This is a genomic window from Thalassoglobus sp. JC818 (assembly GCF_040717535.1).
Taxonomy (GTDB): Bacteria; Planctomycetota; Planctomycetia; order Planctomycetales; family Planctomycetaceae; genus Thalassoglobus.
The window spans coordinates 1-15,343 of the sequence record NZ_JBFEFI010000006.1 but is presented as its reverse complement, the minus strand read 5'-3'; the positions used below and the strand labels follow the sequence as shown (position 1 = coordinate 15,343).

The 15,343-nt window shown below is 53.1% G+C and carries 12 protein-coding genes; 8 read left to right on the top strand and 4 right to left on the bottom strand.

Annotated features, from left to right (window positions below):
* Positions 1-12: 12 nt before the first annotated feature.
* The 3 genes from AB1L42_RS16165 (at position 13) to AB1L42_RS16155 (ending at position 2,938) form a co-directional block, all read left to right on the top strand.
* A complete protein-coding gene (locus AB1L42_RS16165) occupies positions 13-918 on the top strand; it encodes a hypothetical protein (RefSeq protein ID WP_367057976.1) in 906 nt (301 codons plus the stop codon).
* Between the two features lie 147 nt (positions 919-1,065).
* Positions 1,066-1,542, top strand: coding sequence for a hypothetical protein (locus AB1L42_RS16160; protein WP_367057973.1), 477 nt, complete (start codon positions 1,066-1,068; stop codon positions 1,540-1,542).
* Between the two features lie 172 nt (positions 1,543-1,714).
* On the top strand, positions 1,715-2,938 hold the full coding sequence (locus AB1L42_RS16155) for a hypothetical protein (RefSeq protein ID WP_367057970.1): 1,224 nt from the start codon (positions 1,715-1,717) through the stop codon (positions 2,936-2,938).
* A 340-nt stretch (positions 2,939-3,278) separates the two neighbouring features.
* Here the strand turns inward: AB1L42_RS16155 and AB1L42_RS16150 are convergent, their stop codons facing one another.
* Both AB1L42_RS16150 and AB1L42_RS16145 read right to left on the bottom strand, forming a co-directional pair.
* The gene (locus AB1L42_RS16150; RefSeq protein ID WP_367057967.1) at positions 3,279-4,679 is read right to left on the bottom strand and encodes a sigma-54 dependent transcriptional regulator; all 1,401 of its coding nucleotides are present in this window, start codon (positions 4,677-4,679) and stop codon (positions 3,279-3,281) included.
* Between the two features lie 524 nt (positions 4,680-5,203).
* Positions 5,204-7,054: a sulfurtransferase gene (locus tag AB1L42_RS16145; protein WP_367057964.1), complete on the bottom strand. Its 1,851-nt coding sequence runs from the start codon at positions 7,052-7,054 to the stop codon at positions 5,204-5,206.
* 218 nt (positions 7,055-7,272) lie between these two features.
* On the opposite strand from AB1L42_RS16145, the gene AB1L42_RS16140 reads away from it, so the two are divergent.
* Positions 7,273-7,875 carry a nitroreductase family protein gene (locus tag AB1L42_RS16140; RefSeq protein ID WP_367057961.1) on the top strand — a complete coding sequence of 201 codons (603 nt, stop codon included), beginning with the start codon at positions 7,273-7,275 and terminating at the stop codon, positions 7,873-7,875.
* A gap of 18 nt (positions 7,876-7,893) precedes the next feature.
* Here AB1L42_RS16140 and AB1L42_RS16135 read toward each other — a convergent pair whose 3' ends face one another.
* Together AB1L42_RS16135 and AB1L42_RS16130 are read right to left on the bottom strand one after the other, a co-directional pair.
* The gene (locus tag AB1L42_RS16135; protein ID WP_367057958.1) at positions 7,894-8,778 is read right to left on the bottom strand and encodes a hypothetical protein; all 885 of its coding nucleotides are present in this window, start codon (positions 8,776-8,778) and stop codon (positions 7,894-7,896) included.
* Between the two features lie 84 nt (positions 8,779-8,862).
* Positions 8,863-10,902: a POT family MFS transporter gene (locus tag AB1L42_RS16130; protein WP_367057955.1), complete on the bottom strand. Its 2,040-nt coding sequence runs from the start codon at positions 10,900-10,902 to the stop codon at positions 8,863-8,865.
* Between the two features lie 490 nt (positions 10,903-11,392).
* Between AB1L42_RS16130 and AB1L42_RS16125 the strand changes: the two genes are divergently transcribed.
* The 4 genes from AB1L42_RS16125 (at position 11,393) to AB1L42_RS16110 (ending at position 15,180) form a co-directional block, all read left to right on the top strand.
* On the top strand, positions 11,393-13,192 hold the full coding sequence (locus AB1L42_RS16125; RefSeq protein WP_367057952.1) for an ATP-binding cassette domain-containing protein: 1,800 nt from the start codon (positions 11,393-11,395) through the stop codon (positions 13,190-13,192).
* A 269-nt stretch (positions 13,193-13,461) separates the two neighbouring features.
* Positions 13,462-13,644 (top strand): YqaE/Pmp3 family membrane protein, encoded by a 183-nt coding sequence (locus AB1L42_RS16120; RefSeq protein WP_367057949.1) that lies wholly within the window; start codon positions 13,462-13,464, stop codon positions 13,642-13,644.
* A gap of 152 nt (positions 13,645-13,796) precedes the next feature.
* Positions 13,797-14,246 carry a DUF4112 domain-containing protein gene (locus tag AB1L42_RS16115; RefSeq protein WP_367057946.1) on the top strand — a complete coding sequence of 150 codons (450 nt, stop codon included), beginning with the start codon at positions 13,797-13,799 and terminating at the stop codon, positions 14,244-14,246.
* Positions 14,239-15,180, top strand: coding sequence for a DUF2188 domain-containing protein (locus tag AB1L42_RS16110; RefSeq protein WP_367057942.1), 942 nt, complete (start codon positions 14,239-14,241; stop codon positions 15,178-15,180). The genes AB1L42_RS16115 and AB1L42_RS16110 overlap by 8 nt, the downstream gene beginning before the upstream one ends.
* Positions 15,181-15,343: the final 163 nt, after the last annotated feature.

Here is a 15,343-nt window from a genome sequence, read left to right as displayed (position 1 = left end):
GGTGGAGATGGATTGAAACACAATTCTTTCTCCAAACCGGAAGGTGTCATGAGGCTCACCACTCTCACAGAACAGTGCCCCGACTGGAATCAGGACCTTTCCGTCGATCTCGAACAACGCCTCGTGAAAAATGTGGCCCTGACGGGGAAAACCTCAAAAAACGGCTACGACTACGATGAAAATGCACTGATCGCCGCCGTCCAATTGTATCACGACAAACCAGTCTTTTTGGACCACGCCCGTGATCGACTGCGCCCGTTTGAGCGAAGCACTCGCGATCTCGTCGGGAGCATTTCCAACCCTCGCTATGTCGATGGGGGAATTCGCGGAGACATCCGCGTGCTGGATACGGAGTCGGGAAAGACTTTTCTGAAGTTGCTGGACATCGAAACTCCGGGAGTGGGGATGTCGCACGTCGTCTCGGCGCGGAAGTCATCGGACGGTTCTTCGGTGGAGGAAATCAACGACGTCCTCTCGGTCGACGTCGTAATCAATCCTGCGACAACATCGACTTTCCGGGAATCTGTGGAGCAGGTGGCGGGAACCGGTCTCTTCGCTGATGGGGGAGACCCTGACACGAGTTCGGAGAGTGTCGCCGATCTCACTCTGAAGAACGAGCTTCTGAAACAACGGAATCAGGAACTCGAAGAGCAACTTCAAACGTTGCAGCGGCAGACCGAAATTCACTCTCTTCTGGCGGAGTCGAACATTCCTCCGCAGGCCGTCAGCGACTTCTTTATTCGCCAACTCGAACAAGCTCCCGATGCTAAGACACGGTCGGCGATGGTTCACGATCGATTGTCTCTTGTTCGGCCTCATTCACATCGACCGGTGCATCCTCTGAGTGAGTCGCGTCCTTCAAGAGAGAGCGACTCGCTGAACACCGAAGAACAATTTCTGCGTGTGTTCAGAAAGTAGTTTCTGAGCTGGTTGTTCTTCTTCGAGTGCTCAACCGACCTGTCTGACTTCGTTTTCGCAGCTTCGACTCGCGCGAGCGCCCGTGTCGCTTGGTGCTCTTCGTTATCCACTTTACGACTCCGTTTCATTCTTCGCTGGAGAATTCGCATGAACAAACTTCGCTTTCGATCTGGACAGGTTCAATTGAGGAAACTTCGCGTCGATGCGAATTCTCAGGTGACGCCGGGAGATCTGCTGTGGCTTGACGGTAATGTGGCTCGACCTGCTTCGGAGTTTGCCTGGGATACCGATCTCGCAACAACTCAGGGCAGTTTTGCGTCCGAGTTTGTCGGAATTGCTCATCAGGCATCGGGAGTTGGCGAGACACTGCCTGTTTCCGTCGATGTGGGAACTCAAAGCGTTTACGAAATGGATGTCAGCCCGGCCGCTTATGAATTCGGGCAGCCTCTCGGTCCCGATGAAAACCTGTCGACATTGATGAACAAGCAACTCGAAACGTGTCTGGCTACCAACGCCATCGCGCGGTCGGCTGAATTCACAGCGGGGACCGTGGCCACCTTGCGAGTCACCTTCGCCTCGGCATTCTCAACATCAAGCTCCAACTCGCAAGCTGCGGTCGGCTAGAGCAAGAAAAAGCGTTCTCTCGCTGCACACTGACGTCAGTGAGCAGAGCGGAGCCGGGCAGCATTCTGATGCGCTTCTCGGTTTCCAATGGTGTGGGGCAAGCTCGGGCGGCTTTCCGTTAGTCATCCGCGATGAATTTCCATTCGCACGAACTTTCTGAGGTTTTATTAATATGTACGGAACGACCATTAAGTCACTGATCGAATCTCACGGAGCTTCGGGGTTCTATCACAAAGTCGTCGATCTTCTGAATGAGAAGAAGTTGACTCCGGATGACTTTTCCTACAGCGAACTTGCCGATGCATGTGGAGTCCTCTCGCGGCTTCGCACTCTTCCTGAGTCTCAGCCGATCTTCGACGACGCCATGGCTTCTCCGTCCGGAGTGTCGGCACTGCTGCAGGAATCGAGTCCTGGGGTGAACAGCCACTTGTTTCGTGTTGTCACAGGCGAGTTGATCGGTCGCAAAGTGATCGAAGGCTACGAAGACGACGCCGGTTTCATTGGGGACAAACTCGTCACCGTCGTGCAGAGCGGTGTTCGAAACTCGCGGATTGCGGGCTTTCGTGCACTCGCTGGACCGACGGAAGTCTCAGAAGGCCATCCGTACGAGGAATCGACCTTCGAAGAAAAGTTCGTCACATCTCAGGAGTCGAAACAGGGGCGAATCCTCAGCATCAACGAGGAACTGATCTCCTTCGACCAGACCGGTGAGATTCATCGGCGTGCGATGGCTCTTGGCTACTACCTGCGTCAGGAGCGGGAGAGAACCATCGTACGGGCCGTGACCGATGCGGATGCTGCGAGCGGGAAGTTTGTCTTCCGTCCCTCTGGAACTGGGCAAGCGTTGTATCAGGCGGATGGTTCGAATCGGAATCTGATCGGATCGGACAATACGACTTCGACCGACTTCGCCTACGCGATTCCACTTGTGGACTGGACGGATATCGAAGAAGTCCTGAACTATCGAGCGACTGAAGTTCGGGATGATCGAATTGATGGCGATCAGCGACCAATTCTGGCGCCGGCTCGTCAGATTCTCGTTCCGGAAGCTCTGCGTGGAACCGCGAGGAGCATCGTTCAGTCGACCGAGATTCAGATGGCGACCACTGATGGAGAAACGAAAGTTGCGAACCCTGTGCACAACATGCTCGAAGTGCTCAGCTCTCCGTTCATCGACGAACAGGGAGGAAGCGCGCGAAGCGACTGGTACCTCGGAGACTTCCGACGGCAGTTCGTCTGGACGGAAATCTGGCCAGTGCAGACGTTCCTCCAGCGAAGCGACAGTGCTGCGGCGTTCGATCGCGACGTCGTCTTGCGTGTCAAAGCCCGGTACTTCGGTGGACTGAGTGCAGTCGACACCGTCTTTGTGACCAAGGTCAGCGGCGAAGACTCCTGATTCCAGTGACGCATCTCGCGTCCTGACGACAACTCATCTCAGTCGAAACGATCGACTCGCGATTGAGTTGTGATGCGTTGAATGAACGTTCTCTTCCTCTACTTCCCGAGTACTGAGACTCATCGTTCACACATTCTTTCCGCCGTCGTGTGAACGCAAACTGTCAAGTATCTCCTCCTGATTGACAGCCGCGAAGGGATACCCCATTAGTCGCGGCAGTGCTCGGGAAGTTTCTTTGAAGAAGCTGTCCACTCCAGCCCGGTCGTTTTATCCCTCTGGGGAGGAAGCGATTCGGGCTGTGACTGTTTACGGAAGTCTCGGACGATTGAGCCCGGAAGAATTACGAGAGGATCTGTGCGTGATCTTCGTAAGTGATTTTGTACTTCTTCATCTTCTTATAAAGCGTGGTGCGGTTGATTCCGAGCAGTTTGGCGGTTTCCTGTCGGTTCCAACCATTCTGCTCGAGCGCTTCGATGATGATTTGGCGTTCAGGATTAGCCAGAGCAGACTTCAGATCGTTGCTGCCAGCGAGGCGATTGGCCCCCTGCTGGACTTCGAAATGTCCCTGACGAAGATGTTCAGGCAGGTCAGCGACTGTGATCGTGTCTGACTTGGCGAGAACGATTGCCCGCTCGACAACGTTGACGAGTTCACGCACATTTCCCGGCCACTGGTATCTTTGTAAAAGCTGAACGGCCGATTCCTCGATCCCCTTGATCGCTTTGTTGGTTTGCGTGTTGAACTCTTTGACGTAGTGATCGACCAGCAGCGGGATATCGCCGATTCGCTCGCGGAGCGGAGGCTGCGTTACGGAGATGACGTTGATTCGGTAGTAGAGATCCTGGCGGAACTCTCCCGTGCGGACACGTTCTTCGAGGTTTTCGTTGGTGGCCAGAATGAGACGAACGTCGACTTTATGTGTTTTCGTTCCGCCCACAGCTTCGAATTCCCGGTCCTGAAGAACTCGCAGTAATTTCACCTGTAAGCTGGGAGAAGCGGTTCCGATTTCGTCGAGGAAGAGCGTTCCGCCATCCGCCTGAAGGAACTTTCCTTCTTTGTCGTGGCTGGCACCGGTGAATGCGCCTTGAACGTGGCCGAAGAGTTCGCTTTCGAGGAGAGAATCGGGAAGCGCACCGCAGGCGACCTCGACGAATGGTTGATCACGACGGGCACTGAGCTGGTGGATCGCCCGGGCTGTCATTGTCTTCCCGGTTCCGTTCTCACCGAGAATCAAAACGGTTGTGCGTGTGTCAGCGACGCTTTCAATGAGATCGAACATCTTGGCCATCTTGTAGTCGTGACCAATGATGTTGGCTGGCCCGAATTTGACCTGCAGCTGTTCTTTCAGCTTTTTGTTTTCTTCGACGATTTCTCGTTGGCCGAGTGCTCTTTGAATTGAGAAGTTTAGCTCGTCGTCGATGACCGGTTTGGTGAGATAGTCGAAGGCGCCGATGCGGATGGCTTCCACTGCGCTTTCGATTGTCCCGTAGCCAGTGAGGAGAATCACCGACGTTTCCGGTTTATTCGCGACAACCCATTCGAGCAGATGGAATCCATCCTGGTCGGGGAGGTTGACGTCGCAAACAACGGCGTGAAAATTAAATTCCTTGATGCGATCGAGCGCGGAGCGGCAGGTCAGCGCAGTCTCTGTCCGGTGACCGAGACTCCGCAGGTAGTCAGCCATAGCTTCGCAAATTGATCGATCATCATCGACTACGAGTAACGAGCCTCTGCCACTCATCGGGAACTTTCTCTCTTTATTCCATTTGATTCAAAGCCGATGACCACGTTTCCACGCCGGCCGACTCATCGTTACGTCGACTCTGAGCGGAGTGACGAACGGTGAAACAGAGGTCTGTGAGGAGACCCTGTCATTCGGCGGAACGCTTCAGTTGGGAAGTTGGGATCGGCATCTCAACCGGACTTTGGGGATGGAGGCACTCATCTCGGAAGACAAAGTGTCTCTTACTTTTGACCTTCGGCAGCCGATGCAGGGGGGGAGCTACAGTACACCGAAATATGTACGCAGAGCTGCAAGGATGCGAAACGTCCGAAGCCGGGAGCTAATGTTGAATTGAGGGTGCGCAAACCTAGATCACAGGTTGCATCGAGGCAACAAAAAAAATGACATTCTGATGTGGAAACGCGACATGGACGCGACATCGTGCGCGCAGCATGAAAGTCGCCAAGAAGGCAGCATTGAGCCGTTGCTGAGATCGTTTTCGTCGACCGATCGCCGATTTCGACTCGGTTTTTACCACTGATTCAGAAGGTAAACGCCGGTTCGGCCCATTCCGGACGGGGTGCCACGAAAGAGACAGGGGCTTTCAACGTGGGATGCGTGAACGCAAGTTCAGAAGCATGTAAGCACATCTGGTCTCCAACCGGAATGGTCTGTGTTGAGCCCAGTTTAGAGTTGGGGAGATACAGAGGGTCTCCCATGATTGGACAACCGAGGTGCCACAGGTGAACACGAATCTGATTCGTTCGACCTGTTTCGGGAACGACCTCGAGGAGCGTTGTTCCATCTTCGAAGTCCGCGAGGCGGGTGAGGTGCGTGACAGCTCGAAGGCCGTTTTCTTCATCAATTTCACGACCGCCGCATTCCGTCGTTTCCCGACTGATCGCTGCTTCGCAGGTCAATTGTTGCCAGTCTTCAGCAGGGCGAAGGACTCTCGCAAGATACGTTTTTTTGACAGTGCCTTCTTCGAATTGTGGTTGAAGCTCCCGCGAGACAGATCGCGTCTTCCCAAAGACCACAACACCGGTTGTATTGGCGTCGAGTCGATGAGCTGGGCGAAGCTTCAATGGGTGGAATGCTTCATTCAGAATCCACTCGAGTGTGTTGCGATGGAATCGACCGGACGGATGAATGGGAAGCGGAGCAGGTTTGTGGACGACGACGATGTCTTCATCTTCATGAAGGATCTCAATGTCAGCGTTGACGTCAGGTTCGGTCATCGCTGGTTGAAAGTGGGCCAACTGGTATCCCGCACGGACGATGGTGTCCGTAGCCATGGGGCGACCACGATAGCGAATTCGCCCGGCGTTGCAGGTCTCAATCCAGGCTTCTTCACCGTAGTGTGGATGCTGCCCGGTCAAGAACTCAAGAAGAGTCTGGCCGTCGAACTGTTGAGGGACGTTCATCGGGCGGAAGTTGTCGTACGGCACACTTCCGGGAAGTGGGGAAACAACTTCCTTCAGCTTGAGAATACGTTCATCACGTTGTCGCTGGGCAATTGATTCCGGGGACTCAAAACAGTGCGGGCAGGTGTGCGGAGGATCATACTGCGGGGACTTTTGATCTTCCGGAGTCAGCGGTGCCAGACATGCGTAGCATTGCGTCGTGTCCGTTTCCTTTAGATTCGGATCGAGGGCGACTCGCTTATCGAAGACGAAGCACTCACCCTGATAGTGGTCCCCGCCACAGTCTTCGAAGTACTTCAGGATCCCGCCGTCAAGCTGGTAGATCTCGCGAAACCCAGCTTGTTCCATGAATGGACCCGCTTTCTCACACCGAATGCCGCCGGTGCAGAACATGACAATCGGGATGTCGCGAGTCTCTTCGGGCAGGTTTTCGACGGCGGTCGGGAAGTCGCGAAAATGGTTCACTCCGATGGGGACAGCCTTCTCGAATGTTCCGACACGAACTTCGTAGTCGTTTCGCGTATCGAGAAGTAGAACCTCTTTGCCTGCATCGAGCCATTCTTTGAGCTGCTTCGGTGGAAGCTTCGCGGATGTTCGTTTGCGAGGGTCGATTCCATCCACTCCGAAAGCGATGATCTCTTCTTTGATTTTCACGAGCATCCGCTCAAACGGCTGATCCTCGCTCAAACTTTCTTTCACCTCAAGGTCGGCGAACTCTGGTTGGCCCTTCAAAAAATTGAGCAGGTGATCAATCCCTGCGCGGCTTCCAGCGATGAAAAGATTGATTCCTTCAGGAGTCAACAGGATCGTTCCCTTGAGCGATTCCCGTTCACACAGTTGTTTCAATTCCGCGCGACGACGTTCCAGATCGTCGAGAGTAACAAAACGATAGGCAGCGATATTGACAACCGCCGCTTCGGAAGCGTGATCATCGATTGCGGAAGAGTTGTGAGAGGTGGAAATCGTCACGGTTTTTTCAAGTGTTGAGGTGGCAAAATGGCTGTGAAGTGTGGGCGAATCGGTTACGGGCGTCGATTGTCAGAGTACAAGCAGAGTCGTAGTATCGACAGTCGAAGAGGAATCTGTCTGAGAAACTGGAACAATTGATGCTCAGCAGGATTGTCATCAGTCTTCCATTGAAGATCAAGTATTTTCGAAAACCGGTCTCCGCAGTTTGAGAGAGCAGAATGTCCAAACTCCCGAATCCACTCGACGTTCGTCAATCCGATCATCCCATCGAAGAACTTTTTCTCAAACGCTGGTCTCCTCGAGCGATGAATGGAGAAGGAGTTGAGGCTTCGATCATGGATCAGCTGTTTGAAGCGGCCCGCTGGGCTCCTTCGACGTATAACGAGCAGGAATGGCGATTCCTCTATTCGCATCGGGAATCTCCCAGCTGGGAAACATTCTTCGGCCTTCTCGCGGAAGCGAATCAGTCGTGGTGCGACAAAGCGGGGGTGTTGGTTGTCGTCGCGAGTCGAACAACGTTCAGTCGCAACGGAAAACCGAATCCGGTGCATGAATTCGACGCTGGGCTGGCCACTCAGAATCTCCTGCTGCAAGCGGCCCAACTGGGCATCGTTGCACATCCAATGGCTGGCTACGATCGCGGCAAGGCTAAGATCGCGCTGGAGATTCCCGATGGGTTTGAGACGCACTGCATGATCGCAATCGGTCACCCCGGGAATCCGGAAGCTCTGCCGGAACAGATGCGACAGAACGAAACGCCAACTGGTCGAAAAACGATCGACAAGATTGCCAAACAGGGCGAGTTTGCGTTTGAAGACTGAGAATTCTCGCAGGAGGCTTCAGGAATCTTGATCGGGAAACGTGATCGATTCGTTGTCGATCCGGTTTCGCTGAGCCGAACGCAGACGGCGTTGATCCTTCAGTTGCGACCGGAAGACAACGATGCTGAGAATGCCGATCGCTGCGAGGACAGAGATTGCGATCATCGTCCCCCAACTTTCCGAGGCGGCGGAGGGAGTACGCTCGCGAACCGAAATTGTCTTCGCCAGGATGAGTGGAGCTTTGCGGGTATGATCGTCGTTGGAGTTGTACCAGTAGGTCTTCAGAAAGTATCCGCTGACAGCGACATCTTCGACGAGTTGGCTCCCTATTGGGAGGTTTTCAGGCTTCTCAAGAAAGACGACCGTCGTTGGGTGTGATAACGAATCATCCGTGAAGAGCGCAGCTTCGTAGAGACGTTCAATGCCGTAATCGTTCTCTTCTGCCGGGAAATCGATCACCTGCAGAATGTGTCCCTCAAGTGTGACGGGCTGACCGCGAAATGCGGCCGGGTTCCGAATCATGTCAATGAAAGTTGGCAGTTTGGACTCTGCCTGCCGTGCTTTGAGAAACTCATTCGCTTCGGTTCTGAGTTCTGAGGGCGACGTTTCGGCCACTTTTTGGAGGAGTGCGTAGTAGGGAATGTTGTCGTCGGAGTTGAGCCAGGTGTCATCCTCGACGTTATTCAATCCGGGGACTGTTTCGTCACTGATGGAAGGAGTTTCGCTTGAGGAATTCTCGTTTTTCTGAGACGCAGTGATCTCTTCAGCGAAGAGGCGATGACTCGTCGAAGCTAGCATGACAGCGATCAAGCAGCAGGCGAAGTGTAGAAGACGTGTGCGGTTGAGAAGCGACCGGAGCCGGGGCATCCCGCAACGGTTGAGCGAAAGTCGTTCGGTGATCATTGAACTTCTCTCTCGAGATCATCACAAAATCGTTGATCGCGAGACGCTGTTACTCCTCTCGCGATCAACGTTGTGTCTTCCTGACTACTGGGCAGAACCTTCTTCCAGTGCTTCAGCAGACAGATCGGAAGCATCTTCGTCTTCGACATATTCAGTTGCTTTGTACAAGTAAGCAACCGGCACGAAGACGACTGCAGTCGCGAACATCAAACCGGTCCAGAACCAATAGTACGCGGGACCTTCAAGGGTGACAGCCCCACCGACAGTGATGGTGGAGGAGATTTCGGTTTCCTTGATGTTTCCGCGTGCTGCTTCGACTTCCTTGCGACCTTCTTCACCTTTGAGTTCGATGAGTCGACGTTCAATCCAAGTGTACGATTCGTCTTGATCCGCCTTGGCTTCTGAATCTGCTTCGGGGTTGTTCGATGCCCGCGAGACCACCGCGTCGAGTGTCACATCCCATGGGGTTTGGAATTTCTGATCGTACCCGGCGGACGAAATTTGATATCGGTTTCGAGTCAGTTGTTTGTAGGCGAGTTGCTCACCGTGAATATCTGTCATTCCGGAGATGAGTTTCTGCCCAGCTTCGGTCACCGGGAGCGTTTCTCCATTCTCAGTGAATGACTGATCGATCACGTCCTTTGCCGCTTTGAGTGAAGCATCTTCGGACGTTTGAATTCCGAGAAAACTCTCGTACTCCCCGAAGAACAACAGGATGTCATCTTCGGTATCGAACTCCTGATCTTCTCCAGCGACGCGTAAAACTCGTTCGGTTCGTTTCGGAACTTCGACAGCATCCGTCGGAATGGGCTCGCTGCGGGTTTTCCAGATGTCATGGATGACTTTCTGGCTGCCCTCGTGTTCAAACTCTTTCGATTCTGCAATGACCATGTTGATGGAAGGAACTTGAATGAAGTGATTCAAGTACGCGGTGACGAAGTTTCCGAATGCAATAAAGAACAGCCAGACAGCCATCACGATCGACTTCATCGATTTCGGGGCTTGTGCGTAGGAGAACTCAAGTCCCGTGATGGAGACCATGATCTCACCCGAGGTAATCAGCACATAGGCGAGAACTTGCCAGAGGATCGACGGATAGCCTCCGCTGACGATCCACTGTTCGATCAATGCAGAGACAGCAAATGCACTCACGGTCACAAACAGGCCGATCGAGAACTTGCGCAGGTGTGACAGCGGAAAGACTTTGTCAATCGCCGGGTAAATGACAAATTGAAACAGCGGGATCAACATCATCACAAGAATCGGATTCACCACTTGAATTTGCGAAGTCAGAATCGTGTATCCGAGGATATTTCGGTTCATGTTCTCCGCCTGGAGGACCCATGACGAACTCGTCTGATCGAACAGTGCCCAGAAGATGCTGGCGAAGATAAAGACGGCAGAAATTTTAATCAAAGTTACCCAGCCACCTCGGCTGATCAGGTCTTCAAAGAGTTCAGCTTTGGCAGGTGGGATATGCACGAACTTGTGACGTCCCAGCCAGAACATCAGCGTCGCAATTCCCATGAGAACTCCGGGAACTCCAAACGCCACGTGTGGTCCGTACCATTGCAAGAGCCAGGGAGTCAGAATTGTCGACACGGTCGAGCCGAGATTGATCGAAAAGTAGAACCACTGATACACCTTCGACATCAGGTGCTGATTCTTCTTTCCGAACTGATCACCCACGTGTGCCGACACACACGGTTTGATCCCCCCCGAACCAATGGCGATCAGGGCTAAACCCAAATACAAATAGGCTGTGGGAGGCAGTCCGGGGCTGCCAATGAATGCCAGGGAAAGGTGCCCCAGGCAGTAGATGACCGAGACCCAGATGATGAGTGGATATTTGCCTGTCAGAAAGTCGGACAGCAATGCTCCAAAGATTGGGGCAAAGTAAACGGCGGTCGAGAAGGTGTGATATCGAGCCGTTGCTTCGGCGTTACTCATCGACGGGAGGATCTGATCCGACATGAGATGCAGATACTGCACGAGAAACACGACGAGAATGGCCCGCATTCCGTAATAGCTGAATCGCTCCGCTGCCTCATTGCCGACGATGTAGGGAATCCCGGGGGGCATCTTGTCGGTTTCTGGAGGAACCGTGATGTACTGTTCAGCCATTCGGACATCTTTCCTTTATCGCTTTTTTCGAAATGGTCATCGCGAGTTTGCACGAGCAACTGCGTCGAAAACCATGTCAAACAGTCCAGGCGAGTGCACCGGCAAGAGCAACCAGCTCTCGAAATCTGTTCTCATCGTGAGGGAGCGTTCACAGACTCTATCTATTCGCTGGAAATCCAACAAACCTCTTTTCGACTTGAAAGGCAACACATCGGCAGGCAGCGATTCCCTGATGTGAGCGTTGCTGATGCTTCCGGGCTGTTCTATTTCGATTCATCAATCCCAACTCATGAGTCGTCAATCGGAGTTCGGTCTCCTTGCTCAGCAACCTGAACACGATAGACTCCGCCCCGGGCTGTGAGATCATTCTTCGAGAATGTCTCGACAAAATTCGCACGAGCACACCGGACAAATGCGAAGAAGAAAAGTCCGGGCGAGTGCACAAACGAGAGCAACTTGCTCTCTACCCGGTCAATGAATCGCGGAGTCAATGATGTCGCTGTTGAGCCTGAGAAATCTGTCGTTCACCTGGTCGGGAGCACCGCTGCTCGATGAGATCAATCTGGAAATTGAACGAGGTGAGCGAATCGGTCTGCTCGGGCGGAACGGAGCAGGCAAGTCGACGCTGATGAAGATCATCGCTGGGGAAATCGCCCCCGATGACGGAATCAGAAACCTCGCCGACGGGGTTCGAATTGGCCGGCTGGTGCAGGACGTGCCTGCAGGCACCGATCAGACGGTGGCAGAAGTCATTCGCAAAGGCGCCAACGTCGAGAAAGAGAGCTGGGAGCTCGATCAGGATCTCAAACGAGTTCTCTCACAAGTTGATTTGAACGGCGACGACAGCTTCTCGGAACTCTCCTCTGGGAAAAAACGACGAACACTCCTCGGGCAGTCGCTGCTTCAGGAACCAGATATCCTATTGCTCGACGAACCGACCAACCATCTCGATATCAAGTCGATCACCTGGCTGGAAAACTTTCTGAAAGGGTATGCCGGCACGATTCTCTTCGTGACGCACGACCGCGTCTTTCTGCAGTCTCTGGCCAATCGAATTCTCGAAGTCGACCGGGGGCATCTGTTTGACTGGACCTGCGACTATCAGACATTTTTGAAACGCAAAGAGCAACAGCTTCACGCTGAGGAACAGCAGCAAGCTGCGTTCGATCGGAAGCTCGCTGAAGAAGAAGTCTGGATTCGACAGGGAATCAAAGCCCGTCGCACACGCAATGAAGGTCGTGTACGAGCTTTAGAGAAGATGCGTGAGGAACGCAAGCAGAGAAGAAACCGCGTCGGCAATGTTCGCATGGAAGCGAGTCAGGGAGACCGCTCCGGTCATCTGGTCATGAAAGCAGAAAACATTGAGTTTGCGTATCCTTCTTCTGAACCGATTGTCAAAGACTTCTCAACAACGATCTCGCGGGGAGACAAGATCGGAATCATCGGGCCGAACGGGGCAGGGAAGAGTACGTTGCTCAAGCTGATGCTCGGGCAACTGGAGCCGACCGGTGGAGACCTTCGCCTGGGGACCAATCTTCAGATCGTCTACTTTGATCAGCTACGAGAACAGATCGACGACGAAAAGACCGTGGCGGAAAACGTCGGCGAGGGGCAGGAACAACTCGTCATCAATGGAAAGCAGCGGCACATCTACGGCTATCTGCAGGACTTTCTCTTCACTCCGGAGCGTGCCCGGCGTCCAGCACGTTTCCTCTCCGGGGGAGAACGCAATCGCTTGTTGCTGGCACGCGTTTTCAAGCGGCCATCCAACTTGATGGTTCTCGACGAACCGACGAACGATCTCGACGAAGAAACGCTCGAACTTCTCGAAGAGTTGCTGATGAATTATCCCGGAACGATTCTCCTCGTGAGCCACGATCGTGCGTTCCTGAACAACGTGGTCACCAGCACAATCGTTCTCGAGGGCGATGGAACTGTCCGCGAATATGACGGCGGGTATGATGACTACCTGAGGCAGAAAAACGCTCAAGACGATGTCACTGCAATGACAGCTGTGAAGCCGAGCGAGAAGAGCAATCAACCCGCTCGCGGCACTGTCCAACGCAGCAAGCTTTCGTACAAAGAGAAACAGGAACTGGAATCGTTGCCTGTGAAGATCGAAGAAATGGAAACGCAGCAAGCCGAGCTTCAAGCTGCGATGAGTGATCCGTCCTTCTTCAAACAAGACCGCAACGTCATCGCCGAAGAGTCCGCCCGACTCGAAGAACTCGGCACTCAACTCGAAACTCTCTACGCCCGCTGGGAAGAACTCGCTTCGCGGGAATCGTGATGAACTCTGGTGACCACAACCTGAGTTTGGATTGATCGAGTAACTCTACATCGAGATCCGCTTGAGTCGTCGGTGTGACTTGGCAAGTCTTTGAATTCTCGATGATCACCGATCTGTCAGCTTGGACATTGATCAACCATGATCTTGTGCCAAACCTTAGGTTTTCGAGTCAGAAACGACGAAATTCGCATCTTTTGCGTTTCGGTATCAAATCTGCATTTGAGCTGTTGCAACCGTTATTTCTCAACTTTTAGTGAGGAGACACAATCATGGCAGTTGCAACTGCAGAACCTAGCGACATTCTGAAAATCATTCTGGCGATCCTGCTTCCACCTGTGGGAGTCTTTCTTGAAGTGGGCTTGGGGTTGCCATTTGTCATTAACGTTCTGTTGACCATTCTTGGGTACATCCCCGGAATCATCCACGCCCTTTACGTCATCCTGACACGATAGTCCATTGTTCCCAGCGCACTCCACAGGGCGGTTTCCGAACGTCTTAGCTGTCTCGGAAATCGAGGACTCTCCGCCGTAAACAGCTTGAAGAGAATCAGCTTGTTTGACGTGCGCCCTGTCATGGTGATGCGTTGAACAATAGCGAGGTTCTCATGGCCGCACCGTCATCGTCACAAGATCCGATCAAGAATCGTGAAGCCAGGCTTCAACGGATCTCTCAAATCGCCGATCTGTTGGACAACTCAATGACCGTTCCCGGAACTCGATTTCGAGTTGGGTGGGACAGCATCATCGGGCTCGTGCCTGGAATCGGCGACCTGACTTCAGCGGCCATCTCGGGATATCTCGTCGTCGAAGCAGCGAAGCTCGGAGCATCGAAATGGGTTCTCTTCAAGATGCTGAGCAATGTCGGCATCGATACTTTCGTCGGCGCCATTCCGATCTTTGGAGACCTCTTCGACGCTGCCTATCGCTGTAATCGTCGGAACGCACGACTTTTGAAAGAACACTTTGAATCACAATCCGGAACCGCTGACGCGGGGCCACAGCAAACTAATCCGTTCGGGAAATCCGGGCGTCCAAAGGAGTTGACCCATGGCTAACGAAAACTTGCATGTTGTCACGCACGAAGAAAATGGTTGGGCAGTGAAGCGGGAAGGCGTTTCAGAGCCAGTCTCGACACACCGAACGCAAAAGGAAGCAGTCACCGCAGCTGTCAATTCCTGTGACGACGATTCGGTTTCTGTCACCATTCATCGACGTGATGGAAGAATCCGTGAAGTGAAAACTGTGAATGGCGATTCCAGCAGTGAATCGCAAACATCCACACCTCGACGGACTCGCCGCGTCAATGAACTGACTAACTTGGGCAGCCGCATTCGATGGGGAGCCGTCGCTGCTGGTTTCTTCGTTGCGATGGCAATGAGCGTCGCATTGACAGCTCTCGGAGTCGCACTGGCAGTTTCGTTCTCGTCGATGCTTTCCGCTGAAAGCCTTGGAGTCTTTGTGGGAGTTTGGGTCACCGTCACATTGCTGGCTTCGCTCTTCGTCGGTGGGATTACCATCTCCCAACTGACCATCGGCGAATCGGATGTTTATGAGCCGAGCATCTACGGTGTTGTGTTATGGGCTTTGATGATCTTCGTGGCTCCACTGGTTCCCGCAGCTGGTGCGAACTTCGGATTCGGAAGTTTGGAAAGCTCACGATTGGCTATGCAGCAAACCAATCAGCAGGAGAGTGATGCCAACTCCGACGAAACAGTCACACGCGGTCAGTCACCTGACGAGAATGCCGATAGTGATGCTGCCAATAACTCTGACGAAGCCACCACTGCCGCTGAAGAAATGAAAGACACCATGCAACAGGCGCGACAGGAAATCGCGACGCCCGTCAACTGGGAAGGTCTGGAAGGTGTCGAGGTCGCGTGGATGACATTCGTCGCAGTGATTCTGTCACTGGGAGCATCCGTCTCCGGAGCAGTTCTCGGAAGCCAACTCGATCGCGATGAAGAACTCATCGCATCTGCGAAGCACTAAAAGTAGCTCAATGTAATACGACAGTCCAATGAGTGCGTTATGAACTCATTGGACTTTTTTTCGTATTATTAACTCAGTTTGTATGGTTATAGAGAGCAGAGTGCATGGTTCATATGAACCATGCACTCTGTTTTAGTTGCAGGCCGAACATTGTTCACTTGGA

Coding starts and splice junctions, on each gene's coding strand:
- AB1L42_RS16110 (WP_367057942.1), top strand. CDS start 14,239: ATGGCTAACGAAAACTTGCATGTTGTCACGCACGAAGAAAATGGTTGG.
- AB1L42_RS16160 (WP_367057973.1), top strand. CDS start 1,066: ATGAACAAACTTCGCTTTCGATCTGGACAGGTTCAATTGAGGAAACTT.
- AB1L42_RS16140 (WP_367057961.1), top strand. CDS start 7,273: ATGTCCAAACTCCCGAATCCACTCGACGTTCGTCAATCCGATCATCCC.
- AB1L42_RS16125 (WP_367057952.1), top strand. CDS start 11,393: ATGATGTCGCTGTTGAGCCTGAGAAATCTGTCGTTCACCTGGTCGGGA.
- AB1L42_RS16115 (WP_367057946.1), top strand. CDS start 13,797: ATGGCCGCACCGTCATCGTCACAAGATCCGATCAAGAATCGTGAAGCC.
- AB1L42_RS16130 (WP_367057955.1), bottom strand. CDS start 10,902: ATGGCTGAACAGTACATCACGGTTCCTCCAGAAACCGACAAGATGCCC.
- AB1L42_RS16135 (WP_367057958.1), bottom strand. CDS start 8,778: ATGATCACCGAACGACTTTCGCTCAACCGTTGCGGGATGCCCCGGCTC.
- AB1L42_RS16120 (WP_367057949.1), top strand. CDS start 13,462: ATGGCAGTTGCAACTGCAGAACCTAGCGACATTCTGAAAATCATTCTG.
- AB1L42_RS16150 (WP_367057967.1), bottom strand. CDS start 4,679: ATGAGTGGCAGAGGCTCGTTACTCGTAGTCGATGATGATCGATCAATT.
- AB1L42_RS16155 (WP_367057970.1), top strand. CDS start 1,715: ATGTACGGAACGACCATTAAGTCACTGATCGAATCTCACGGAGCTTCG.